The 12450-nt window shown below is 45.8% G+C and carries 12 protein-coding genes; 8 read left to right on the top strand and 4 right to left on the bottom strand.

Going from position 1 to position 12450, the window contains the following annotated elements; genetic code table 11:
• Nucleotides 1–134: 134 nt before the first annotated feature.
• On the top strand, nt 135–2987 hold the full coding sequence (gene polA / locus Q0037_RS08010) for a DNA polymerase I (protein WP_297517141.1): 2853 nt from the start codon (nt 135–137) through the stop codon (nt 2985–2987).
• Between the two features lie 76 nt (nt 2988–3063).
• Here polA and Q0037_RS08005 read toward each other — a convergent pair whose 3' ends face one another.
• Complete coding sequence (locus Q0037_RS08005; RefSeq protein ID WP_297517113.1) at nt 3064–3582, bottom strand: ankyrin repeat domain-containing protein; 519 nt, start codon at nt 3580–3582, stop codon at nt 3064–3066.
• Nucleotides 3582–4607 carry a LacI family DNA-binding transcriptional regulator gene (locus Q0037_RS08000; protein ID WP_297517112.1) on the bottom strand — a complete coding sequence of 342 codons (1026 nt, stop codon included), beginning with the start codon at nt 4605–4607 and terminating at the stop codon, nt 3582–3584. Before Q0037_RS08000 ends, Q0037_RS08005 begins: the two co-directional genes overlap by 1 nt.
• Before the next feature lie 260 nt (nt 4608–4867).
• Between Q0037_RS08000 and rplM the strand changes: the two genes are divergently transcribed.
• The 4 genes from rplM to tsf all read left to right on the top strand — a co-directional run bounded on the left by rplM (nt 4868) and on the right by tsf (nt 7597).
• The gene (gene rplM / locus Q0037_RS07995) at nt 4868–5323 is read left to right on the top strand and encodes a 50S ribosomal protein L13 (RefSeq protein ID WP_073363497.1); all 456 of its coding nucleotides are present in this window, start codon (nt 4868–4870) and stop codon (nt 5321–5323) included.
• Nucleotides 5323–5709 (top strand): 30S ribosomal protein S9, encoded by a 387-nt coding sequence (gene rpsI, locus Q0037_RS07990; protein ID WP_073363499.1) that lies wholly within the window; start codon nt 5323–5325, stop codon nt 5707–5709. The genes rplM and rpsI overlap by 1 nt, the downstream gene beginning before the upstream one ends.
• Nucleotides 5710–5855: 146 nt before the next feature.
• Nucleotides 5856–6647: a 30S ribosomal protein S2 gene (gene rpsB / locus Q0037_RS07985; RefSeq protein WP_297517111.1), complete on the top strand. Its 792-nt coding sequence runs from the start codon at nt 5856–5858 to the stop codon at nt 6645–6647.
• A 125-nt stretch (nt 6648–6772) separates the two neighbouring features.
• A complete protein-coding gene (tsf, locus tag Q0037_RS07980; RefSeq protein WP_297517110.1) occupies nt 6773–7597 on the top strand; it encodes a translation elongation factor Ts in 825 nt (274 codons plus the stop codon).
• Nucleotides 7598–7793: 196 nt separating this feature from the next.
• Here the strand turns inward: tsf and Q0037_RS07975 are convergent, their stop codons facing one another.
• Nucleotides 7794–9905, bottom strand: coding sequence for a M3 family metallopeptidase (locus Q0037_RS07975; protein WP_297517109.1), 2112 nt, complete (start codon nt 9903–9905; stop codon nt 7794–7796).
• A gap of 132 nt (nt 9906–10037) precedes the next feature.
• Here Q0037_RS07975 and Q0037_RS07970 point away from each other — a divergent pair, with 132 nt between their 5' ends.
• From Q0037_RS07970 to Q0037_RS07960, 3 genes are read left to right on the top strand one after another with little or no spacing between them, the layout of a single operon-like run.
• Nucleotides 10038–10292 (top strand): hypothetical protein, encoded by a 255-nt coding sequence (locus Q0037_RS07970; protein ID WP_297517108.1) that lies wholly within the window; start codon nt 10038–10040, stop codon nt 10290–10292.
• A gap of 43 nt (nt 10293–10335) precedes the next feature.
• Entirely contained in the window at nt 10336–10989 is a 654-nt protein-coding gene (locus tag Q0037_RS07965; protein ID WP_297517107.1) for a queuosine precursor transporter, read from the top strand.
• On the top strand, nt 10979–11557 hold the full coding sequence (locus tag Q0037_RS07960) for a DNA-3-methyladenine glycosylase I (RefSeq protein ID WP_297517106.1): 579 nt from the start codon (nt 10979–10981) through the stop codon (nt 11555–11557). Before Q0037_RS07965 ends, Q0037_RS07960 begins: the two co-directional genes overlap by 11 nt.
• 201 nt (nt 11558–11758) lie before the next feature.
• On the opposite strand, the gene aat is transcribed toward Q0037_RS07960, so the two are convergent.
• On the bottom strand, nt 11759–12421 hold the full coding sequence (aat, locus tag Q0037_RS07955) for a leucyl/phenylalanyl-tRNA--protein transferase (protein ID WP_297517105.1): 663 nt from the start codon (nt 12419–12421) through the stop codon (nt 11759–11761).
• Nucleotides 12422–12450 lie beyond the last annotated feature (29 nt).

The following is a 12450-nucleotide window of genomic DNA, read 5'->3' as shown; positions in this document are numbered from 1 at the left end:
TTGCCTCCACTTTGTTGAACATTTGTATCAACAATAAGTAAATGGGAAATTTCAACCTTCCGCCTTAGATTTCAACTTGAATCCTTACATTTGGAGACCCGCTCTAATCCAACAAGAATGGGTCTAAATGTGTTATTATGGAACAAAAACGTTTATTCCTCCTCGATGCCTACGCCCTTATTTTTCGGGGCTATTATGCCTTTATTAAAAATCCACGCATCAACTCCAAAGGTATGGATACCTCAGCCATTATGGGTTTTATGAACTCCTTAATGGATGTGATCAAACGGGAAAAACCCGATCATTTGGCAGTGGCTTTCGACAAAGGGGGCAGTGATTACCGTTTGGAAATGTTTACCGAATACAAGGCCAACCGCGATGAAACGCCTGAAGCTATTAAAATTGCAGTGCCCTTCATTCAGGCTTTACTCGAGGCCATGCACATTCCGATCATCGAAAAAGCAGGTTTTGAAGCCGACGACTTAATCGGTACGTTAGCAAAAAAAGCCGAGAAGAAAGGCTACAAAGTATATATGGTAACTCCCGATAAAGACTTTGGGCAATTGGTTTCGGAAAATATATTTATGTACCGACCTGCCCGAATGGGGAACGATATTGAAATCTGGGGGGTGGAAGAAGTCAAACAAAAATTTGAAATCAACGACCCGCTGCAAGTGATTGACTTCCTCGGTATGATGGGCGATGCAGTCGACAACATTCCCGGACTTCCCGGAGTGGGTGAAAAAACAGCGAAAAAACTATTGGCTGAATTTGGTTCTATGGAAAATCTGTTGGCCAATACCGATCAATTAAAAGGCGCTTTAAAAGACAAAATCGAAGCCCACAAAGAACAAGGGCTGCTCTCCAAAAAATTGGCGACCATCTTATTGGATTGTCCTGTCGAATTTGACGAAAAAGCCTTTGAATTGAGTCGCCCCGATGTTGAAAAAACCGATGCCTTGTTTCAGGAATTGGAGTTTCGCCAAATGAAAGCGCAGTTTGATAAGCTTTTTGGACAAGGAAATGAATACGACGCTATTGACACAAGCAATGCTGCTCCGGAAACGGTTGCTGCCAAAAAACCGACGCCAAAGAGAACCCCCGAAAATCAAATGGACTTGTTTGGGTTTGCAGATAATGATGAAGAAACATCCCAAACATCCACAACGTATGCCACCTTGCAAACGACACCGCATCTGTATCAAATCGTGCAAGGCGACTTCCCAATGCAATTGTTGTTGCAGAATTTATTGAAACAAACCGCAGTCTGTTTTGATACCGAGACTACCGGAATTGATGCAAAGAATGCCGAATTGGTTGGAATTTCATTTTCCTGGGAAAAAGGAAAAGCCTACTACGTTCCCGTTCCCGAAAACCCTGAGGAAGCCCAAAAAATCGCTACCCAACTCCGTCCCTTTTTTGAAAATGAAGCCATTGAAAAAATTGGTCAAAACCTAAAATACGATTTAAAAGTATTGGCCAATTATGGAATTGCTGTACGTGGACCGCTTTTTGACACGATGATTGCGCATTACCTCATCAATCCCGACATGCGCCACAATATGGATATTTTGAGCGAAACGTATTTACAGTATGCCCCGCAGTCTATTGAAACCTTGATTGGGAAAAAAGGCAAAAACCAACAGTCCATGCGCGACGTTCCGCTTGAGGCCATCAAAGAATACGCCGGCGAGGATGCCGATGTGACTTGGCAACTCAAAACGCATTTTCAACCCATACTCGAACGTGTGGGAACCAAAAAACTCTTTGACGAAATTGAAATTCCCTTAGTGCACGTTTTAGCCGATATGGAACGGGAAGGCATTCGCTTGGATGTCCCCTACCTGCAATCGATGTCGGCCGATATGGCACTTGAAATTCAAGCCTTGGAACAAAAAATATATGCCTCCGCAGGCACTAAATTCAATTTGGCATCCCCAAAACAATTGGGCGATATTTTGTTTGATAAAATGAAAATTGGCGGACAAAAACAAAAGAAAACCAAAACCGGACAATACGCTACTGGAGAAGAAGTCTTGAGTTATCTAGCCAACGAACACCAAATTGTTCGCGATATTTTAGAATGGCGCCAATTGGTCAAATTGCAAAGTACGTATGTCGAAGCTTTGCCGCTACAAGTCGATGCCAAAACCCAACGTGTGCATACCGATTATATGCAAACGGTAGCCAGTACCGGACGATTGAGTTCAAACAATCCCAACCTGCAAAACATTCCGATACGTACCGAACGGGGCCGTCAAATTCGCAAAGCCTTTGTGGCAAAAAACGACGATTATGTTTTGCTTTCTGCCGACTATTCCCAAATCGAATTACGGATTATAGCTGCATTGAGTGGCGAAGAAAACATGATTAAAGCCTTTCAAAACAAAGAGGACATTCACCGCAGTACCGCCGCCAAAGTATTTCAAATCGCCCTTGAGGAGGTTACCAAAGAACAACGCAGCAATGCCAAAACTGTCAATTTCGGCATTATCTATGGCGTGTCTGCCTTCGGACTATCCAATCAAACGAGTCTCTCGCGGAGCGAAAGTGCTGCCTTGATTGAGGCCTATTACCAAACCTACCCAAAGTTGAAATCGTATATGCAAAACCAAGTCGATTTTGCACGGGAAAACGGCTATGTAGAGACAATTTCGGGTCGTCGACGCTATCTAAAGGACATCAATTCGGCCAATGCCGTAGTACGAGGTGCTGCTGAACGCAATGCCGTAAACGCCCCCATTCAAGGGTCGGCGGCCGATATCATTAAAATTGCGATGATCAATATTCACCGAAAACTAACCACCGAAAATTGGCAGTCCAAAATGTTGTTGCAAGTGCATGACGAATTGGTGTTTGATGTACATCGCACTGAACTAGAAGCCATTCAAAAAATGATCAAACACGAAATGGAACATGCCTTCCCTATGGCCGTTCCGCTTGATGTTGAAATGGGCTTTGGCGCAAATTGGCTGGAAGCGCATTAGTAGGGGGCATTGAACAGTATGTAGTATGCAGTGAACCGTATCAAAAAAAATGGTCATAAAATGGCTTCCAACCCCCTTACCCCTTCAACAAAGCAATAATCGCTTCATCGCCCGATTGCACGGCATATTCAAAAGGGGTCATGCCCTTGCCATCTTTGGCCTCGCGGTGCGCTCCATACGTCAAAAGTTGTTGGATAATCGCGATGTTTTTGAACTGAACGGCAAAATGTAAGGCCGTATTGCCTTGCACATCGGTCAAATTGGGATCGGCTTTATAGTCCAAAAGCCAACCGACAACCGTGGCATTACCCCGCACCACCGCCGCCATTAATGCCGTTCCCTGATCGGATGTATAATTAACAGCTACTCCCGCTTCCAACAGCACCTTTACTATAGGAGTATTGCCTTTGTAACAAGCAAGGATTAAAGGCGTGAATCCCGCGGGACTAACGCAATCAAAGGCACGCGGTTGGGTTGCTAATACAGCGCGCACTTCCGCCTCCGAACCCTTGCGGGCCAAGTCAAACACATCGGGAGTGGGTTGCGCCAACCCCAAAAGCGGTATCCACAAACCCAAAAAAAACCACCGCCACATTAGGCCAATCGTTTAACGGATTCGCGTTGCCGCAATTCGGTAGCAATAACCGTGGTTCGGGGATTGTAGGGTTCCCCTTTATGTTCTAAGCGCTCAATCAACAGGCGCGTTGCCACTTCCCCAATCTCGGGTCCGTGCTGACTCACTGTAGATAAGCTCGGCGTTAATCGACGGGACCATACGCCATCGGCAAAACCAATAACCGCCAATTCTTCGGGAATGCGGAGTCCTTTTTTTACGGCCATTTTCATGGCTGTTACCGAAGCATGTTCATCGACCGCAAAAACAGCATCTACTTGATGTTTATCAAAAAAACCTGCGGCCTTTTGATCAAAACCTTCTTCCGAATTGGATAAAATGACATACTGGGGATCGATCGTAAGCCCCGCATCCGCCATCGCTTTTCGAAACCCTTCCGCCCGCAACTTAGCTACACTCAAATTATCAATAGCCGAAAACAAAGCAATCGATTTATTCCCCGTTTTTATCAAATGATTGGTCGCATGAACCGCCGAATCAAAATCATCGACAATCACTTTATCACAATGCACTTCATCCGCAATACGATCAAACATTACGATAGGTGTCCCCTCATTGAGGATTTGCTTAAAATGATCAAACTGCTGCAATTTCTGCGCTTCTTCACAAATCGATAAAATAAATCCGTCAATGGCGCCATTACTGAGCATTTCCACCGCAGCTACCTCTTTTTCGAGCGACTCGTTCGAGATATAGGTCATCACCTTGTACCCCTTTTCATCGGCTACTTTCTCGATGCCCGTAAACACTTTGGCGAAAAAAGAATTCAAAATATTCGGAATAATCACCCCAATGGTTTTGGTCGAACGGTTTTTCAAATTCAACCCAATCGCATTCGGCTTGTAGTTTTTCAACTTGGCATATTCCTGCACCCGTTGTTTGGTGGGTTCGCTGATTTCGGGACTGTCATTCAAGGCTTTGGACACGGTAGATACCGATACGCCCAGTTCTTTGGCAATTTGTTTTAACGTAGCTTTTGATTTCATAGCAATGGACTTTGACGAGCGTAAATTTAACAAATTTAAAAAGACGAAAAATGAAATGCTGCTTTTCCCGACAAATAAATTGCCTCCCGTTTCTCGTAAACGCACATCCCACCAAGATAGCCCGCTCATCCCCAAAATTTTAGGAATCAATAAAATAAATAAAAAGGAGGTTTGGATATAAAAGAATAAATTGTACTTTTGCACTCCCTTATCCCGAAGCCTCGGGGAGGGAAAGGAATGTTTAATTTAAAATAAGTACTGTGAACACATTAAGCTACAAGACAGTTTCAGCCAACAAGGCTACTGCAGACAAGCAGTGGATTGTTGTGGACGCTGAAGGTCATAACTTAGGTCGTTTAGCTTCAAAAGTAGCGATGCTTTTGAGAGGTAAATACAAACCAAGTTATACCCCGCACGTTGATTGTGGTGATAACGTTATTGTTATCAACGCTGAAAAAATCAACCTGACTGGTAACAAGATGGAGGATAAAACCTATATCCGCCATACCGGTTATCCAGGTGGTCAAAGAAGCTTATCTGCCAAAGAAATGTATCGTAAGAATCCTGCGATCATGGTAGAGAAAGCTATCAAAGGAATGTTGCCTAAAAACAAATTAGGGGCGCAATTATTCCGCAATTTGAATGTATACGTTGGCGCTGAGCACAAACATGCGGCTCAAACACCAAAAACCGTTAACTTAAACGATTTGAAGTAATGGGAACAATTCACAAAATTGGTCGTAGAAAGACCGCTGTGGCACGTGTTTACGTTTCAGAAGGAACAGGTAAAATCACAGTAAACAAAAGAGAGTTCGAAAACTACTTCCCCACAGCTACGTTGCAATACAAAGTATTACAACCTTTAGCCATGACAGACAACGCTTCCAACTTCGACGTTAAAATTAACGTATACGGTGGCGGTTCAACGGGTCAAGCTGAAGCCGTTCGTATGGCAATTGCCCGTGCAATGTGCGAAGTGGAAGCTGAGAACAGAGCGATCCTAAAACCAGAAGGATTACTTACCCGTGATCCACGTATGGTAGAACGTAAGAAATTCGGTCAGAAAAAAGCACGTAAGAGATTCCAATTCTCGAAACGTTAATCCGTTTTTCCTACCCTTAAGTTTGAAATTAATCTGTTGCCGTTATTCCTTTTCGTCAAAGGAAGTTAGTTTAGCATCTAAATTATCCCAAAAAGCCCTCAAAAGCCCGATAATTGCTAATCAACGGAACGTAAACTAGTAAAAAGATGGCAAATAAAATAGACGTTAAAGAATTATTAGAGGCCGGTGTTCACTTCGGACACATGACCCGCAAGTGGGACCCCAACATGGCGCCATACATCTACATGGAGCGCAATGGGATCCACATTATTAACTTGTACAAAACCGCAGCCAAAATTGAAGAAGCCAACGAAGCTTTGAAAAAAATCGCTGCCTCTGGTAGAAAAATCTTATTCGTAGCTACCAAAAAACAAGCCAAAGACATCGTAGCTGAAAAAGCAGCCGCAGTCAACATGCCCTACATCACCGAAAGATGGCCTGGAGGTATGTTAACCAACTTCGTAACGATTCGTAAAGCCGTGAAAAAAATGGCCACTATCGATCGTATGAAGAAAGACGGCACCTTCAACACCTTGTCGAAAAAAGAAAAATTACAAATCGATCGTCTTCGTGCTAAATTGGAGAAGAACTTAGGTTCTATCGCCGATATGTCAAGACTGCCTGCAGCCTTGTTCGTAGTAGATATCAAAGCCGAGCACATCGCGGTGAAAGAAGCACACAAATTAAACATTCCAGTATTTGCAATGGTGGATACCAACTCTGACCCTCGTCAGGCAGATTACGTAATCCCCGCCAATGATGATGCTTCTAAATCCATCGAAAAAATTCTTTCACTCGTTACGGCTGCCGTTCAAGACGGATTGTCCAACCGTACCAACGAAAAAGAAGCCGATGATGCTCCTGAAGTAGAAGAAACAGTTGAAGCAGTAGCCGCTCCTGAGGTTGCTGACACTACTGAAGCTGCTGCTGAAGAATAAATAAAACACTAAATTCCAATGGAAGGATGCCAAATTCCTACGGTTTTTAGTAACCCGGAGTTTGGAATCCCGAAATTGGAATTTGATTTTTAACCGAATTTTTTAATCAAAAAATAAAAAAAGAAATGTCAACTATTACTGCGTCTGACGTAAACAAACTAAGAACCATGACCGGTGCCGGTATGATGGACTGTAAAAAAGCCTTGGTAGAAGCCGAAGGTGATTTTGACAAAGCAATTGAAATCCTACGTAAAAAAGGGCAAAAAGTAGCCGCTAACCGTTCGGACCGTGAATCTACCGAAGGAGCTGTTATCGCTGCCGTAAATGCAGACAGTACTTCAGGAGCAATCATCTCCTTGAACTGTGAAACCGACTTCGTAGGGAAAAATGAAGGATTTGTGAAATTGGCTCAAGAATTGGCAGCCTTAGCGTTGAACTTCGAAACGAAAGAAGACTTGCTAGCAGCCGATTTCCACGGCATCACCGTAGCCGAAAAATTAATCGAACAAACCGGAGTTATCGGCGAGAAAATCGAAATCGGTTCTTTCGAGCGTTTACACGGAGCCTTCGTAAATTCATACATCCACGCTGGAAACAAAATCGCTACCCTTGTAGCCTTGTCTGCTAACGTAGCGGGTGCTGATGAAGCCGCGCGTAACGTAGCCATGCAAGCCGCAGCAATGAATCCTATCGCGTTGAATGAAGACGGCGTTGATGCCGATACCATTGCCAAAGAAATCGAAATCGCAAAAGACCAATTGCGTGCAGAAGGAAAACCCGAAGCGATGCTTGATAACATTGCCAAAGGGAAATTAAACCGTTTCTTCAAAGACAATACCTTGGTCAACCAAGATTATATCAAAGACAGCTCCATGAGTGTCAGCGCTTACGTAAAATCAGTTGACGCTGGTCTTACCGTAACCGGATTCAAAAGAGCCGCTTTAGGTTAATTACTAATTCACCCAAAATACAAAACCCGATGCTTACCGTATCGGGTTTTTTTATTTGAGGAGCATCGCGCCCCTGCCTGGTACCACACCCCTCCCGTTTTCGCCTTTATCCCCGAAGGGTCGGGGGATACCGGGGCTACCGGGGCTAAAAAGAAACCCCGCCGTACTGCATAACTAGCCAACGGGGCACAACACCTTACTTCACCGGAAAATTCCGCGCCCGCATCAAGGCCGCTGTACTCGCTTTTTTTCCTCTAAATTTCGGATAGGCTTCCTCGGGGTCCAACGTGTTCCCCACTTTAAAGACATAGTCCAACAAACGCTGCGCCACCTCCCGATCATACAAGCCTTTGCCATCCACCGTAAACGCCTCCGTAGCATCGGCACTGATCACATCGGCCCACAAATACCCATAATACCCCGCCGCATAATCATCACCCGAGAAAATATGACCAAACTGCGGAATACGATGGCGCATCACAATCTCCTGCGGCATCCGTAACGCTTTCAACGCCTCCGCCTCAAAGGTCTTCGGATCAATCTCCGGATTCTCCAACAAATGCAACTGCATGTCCACCAACGCACTCGACAAGGTCTCTACCGTCGAAAAACCTTCGTTAAACGTCGCCGCCGCCGCCAAACGCGCTACCAACGCCATCGGCATCGGCGCCCCCGTTTGGTAATGCAACGCAAAACGATTTAACACCTCAGGCGTCGATAACCAACGCTCCAAGATCTGGGACGGGAACTCGACATAATCCCGCGGCGTATTCGTTCCCGACAACAACGGATAATTCACCTCCGAACACAACCCGTGCAACGCATGCCCAAACTCGTGAAACAAGGTATTGGCATCATCCCACGAAATCAACACAGGCTCTCCAGGCTTGCCTTTGATAAAATTACAGTTATTAGACACCAACGTCAACACCTCACCGTCAAAACGACTCTGATCGCGATAGGCCGTCATCCAAGCCCCCGAACGCTTCCCTTTGCGTGCATACGGGTCAAAATACCACAAGCCCACAACCTTACCGGTTGATTTTTTGCGCACCTCCCACACCCGCACATCGGGATGAAACACCGATACATCGGTTACCGGCGTAAACGTCAAATCAAAAATCGTTTCTGCCACCCAAAACATGCCCTCCCGCAACGGTTCCAACTGCATATAGGGTTTGATTTCATTGGCGTCAACCGCATATTTTTCCTTGCGCACTTTCTCGGCATAATAGCGGTAATCCCAGGGTTCCAACGCAAAGGTGCCGCCTTCCGCCGCAATCAACTGCTGCATCGCCTTGACATCTTCTTGCACTTTCAACAAAGCAGGCTCCCATACCGAAAGCATCAAATCCAAGGTCCGCTGGGGCTGCTTCGCCATCGTATTCGACAAACTCCAATGCGCAAACGTAGGAAACCCCAACAACTTCGCCTTCTCGGCCCGCAACTTCAAAATTTGAACTACCGTAGCATTATTATTATGAGCATTGGCATTATCGCCGCGGTTCACAAACAAATGAAAAGCTTTTTCCCGCAACGCCCGCTGCGACGAAAAGGTAAGAAACGGCTCAATCGACGACCGCGTGTTGGCAATACACCCCAACGCCTTCAACTGCCGCTCTTTGGCCTCCTGACGCGCCGCATCGGCCAATTCTTGGGGCAACCCCGCAAAGTCAGCTTCGGTTTCCAACAGCAAGTACTGGTTGTTCTCATCGGCCAACTGGTTTTGACTGAATTGCGTAAAGTATCCGGCCAAGGCTTTGTTGATTTCCGCAATACGCTGCTTACTTTGCGCATTGGCCAACGCACCTTCTTTTACAAATTGGGCATAATAGGTTTGCACCAATCGCTTTTGTTCAGCCGTTAATTTTTCCATTTCCTTCCCATTGTGAACGGCAGCAATTCGGGTAAATAACGCCGCATTTTGATAAATGGCACTGCTCATCTCCGAGAACTTAGGCGCCATTTCCAATTCGATAGCCTCAAATTCAGGCGTGTTCAAATTGGCACTGTACAATTCAAACACAGCACGCACCCGCTGATAGGTTTTCCCCGTGCGCTCCAAAGCGGCAATCGTATTGGCAAACGTCGCGGGCGCTTTTTGTTGCGCTATCGCATCGACCTCACGCAACCGTTCGGCTATCGCAGCGGTTACCGCCGGTTTAAAATCGGTCAAGGCATAGGTGCCAAACGCGGGAACCCCACCGTAGTTCCCCTTCCAAGGATGCAAAAGCATATTGGTGGTTGATTGTGCTTCACTCGTAAACATGGGCAAGGTGATCAAAAGTAATCCTACTATTTTTTTCATGAATCTCATTTTAGCCAAATATAAAAAAACCGATGCGATTCCTTTAAAGAAGCGGCACTAATTTATCAGGCAAAGCTCCCTATTGTGGCTCCGATTTTTACCTATATTTGTTCAGAACCAAAAAAATACCTCGTGAAATTACTTATTCGCCTTTTGTGGGTAATCGGCGCCATTGCTTTCGCCCAAACCCCTGAAGATAAATCACATTTATGGGGAATTTCAAGCGCCAAAAACGCTGATAGAACAATTCCCCGCGACGCTTTCTGTGGCAATAAAGATGTTTCAACCCAACTCAGCCTTTCTTTTAGTAGGTTTTGGGAAAAACCAACACAAAATTCATTCGCAAGGGCTACTCCAGCGCCAGTACGACTATACCAAATTCCGTAAAAACAAACTCTTACTCCCTGAACTTCTTAACACCATAGAATAAATGTTTCAATCCCGTAAAGACTTCGTATATATCGTCCTCGCCGGTATTTTTATCACCAATGCTTTGGTGGCCGAACTCATTGGAGGCAAACTCATTGAGGTTGGACAAGCCGTGATGAGTTTGGGCATTCTCCCGTGGCCCATTGTATTTGTGACCACCGACCTCATCAATGAGTATTTTGGGGAAAAAGGCGTACGTAAACTCTCCTTGCTCACCGCTTCCTTAATCGGGTATACGTTTGTGTTGTTGTATATCGGACTCCAGATTCCGGCCGTAAAAGGCGAAGGCCTCATCACCGACGCTCAATTTACCGCGGTCTTTGGACAAAGCATGCTGATTATTGTGGGCAGTATCACCGCCTTTTTGGTCTCACAGCTGATCGACGTAACGATTTTTCATTTTGTCAAAAACCGAACCGGCAACCGTATGATTTGGTTGCGCAGCACAGGATCAACGGTCATTTCGCAGTTGTTTGACAGCTTTATCGTATTGGGCATTGCGTTTTGGCTCCCCGGCAAAATGGACACCGACACCTTTGTGCTCTCGGCTTTGACGGGTTATTCGGTCAAATTGGGGATTGCCATTTTGCTGACACCGCTGATTTATGTAGGCCATTCGCTTATCAACGCCTATTTGAAAAAAGATGGACAGTAAACTCCGATGCGGTTGGTGCGAGAAAGACGACTTGTACCGCGCCTATCACGATAATGAATGGGGGCGCCCGGTGCGGGATGACCGAACCATGTTTGAATTCCTCCTTTTGGAAACCTTTCAATCGGGCTTGAGTTGGTACACGGTGTTGGCCAAGCGCGAGCACTTTCAGGTCGCCTTTGACCACTTTGACTATGAAAAAATTAGCCAGTACGACGAGGCCAAAATCCAAGAATTGATGCAAAATGCGGGTCTAATTCGCAACCAATTAAAAATACGCGCCGCAGTCACTAACGCCCAGGCCTACCAAAGGGTACAGAACGAATTTGGCACTTTCTGCAACTACCTTTGGGGCTTCACCAACCACCAACCCATCGATAACGCCCCTGCCACGCTACGCGACATTCCCGCCGCCACGCCCCTCGCCGACACGATCAGCAAGGACCTCAAAAAACGCGGCTTCACCTTTGTGGGCCCCACTGTAGTCTACGCCCACCTCCAAGCTACCGGCATCGTCAACGACCACCTACAGGACTGCTGGACGCGGAAGGAAGGGGGAGGAAAGCTTTGATTGGAAAATGGGAGGAAAGAAGAAAGAAGCAAGAAAAAAGACCCTCTTTGGAGTTATTTTAAATGTTGCATTATAAATTATAAATGGGGGTTTTAACTAACGACTTTCAATGTGCCAATGAGTCAATTTGATGATTTGAAAATTTGAAGATTGTTGTTCAAACACAACCCAGACTAATGTCCAACGACTAATCACTAGTCACTAGTCACTTTCCAGTTCTGACAAATCAACCTTATGTAAAATCTGCATAAACGCGTCCCGGGAGATTTCAAACGCGCCTAGTTTTTCCAAATGGTCGTTGTGCACTTGGCAATCGAGCAGCACATAGTTTTGCGCTTTCAGGTCCTCGATGAGTTGCAAAAACGCCATTTTACTCGCATTGGGTACGAGTGAAAACATACTTTCGCCACAAAATACATGGCCGAGGTCGACGCCATACAACCCGCCTACCAAACGGTCGCCTTGCCACACTTCATACGATACAACTTCCCCAAGTTCGTGCCATTGCGTATACGCACGAATAATGTCGCGGGAAATCCAGGTGCCCGTTTGTCCCCGCCGTGGCGTACGCTGACAATGGGTAATCACGGCTTTGAAGTTGGTATTACGCGTTACGGTAAACACCCCGCGGTTGCGTAAATTGCGCAAACTTTTCGACGGCTTATACGTGGCTGGATGCACGACCATCCGCTGGGGCGGCGCCCACCACAATAGGGGTTCGTCGGCATCATACCAAGGAAAAATCCCCGAACGGTACGCCAATTGCAATCGCGGCAGCGACAAATCCCCTCCCACCGCCAACAACCCCTCAACCGAAGCTTCGGTTACCGGCGGGAAATAAAGGGTTTTGGTGAGGAAATGCACGATGGATTATTTTAAATGTTGAATTAATT

The sequence above is a fragment of the Flavobacterium sp. genome, from assembly GCF_027482425.1.
Classification (GTDB): Bacteria; Bacteroidota; Bacteroidia; order Flavobacteriales; family Flavobacteriaceae; genus Flavobacterium.
The sequence above is the reverse complement of the archived record's forward strand: the minus strand, read 5'-3'. Positions and strand labels throughout refer to the sequence as shown.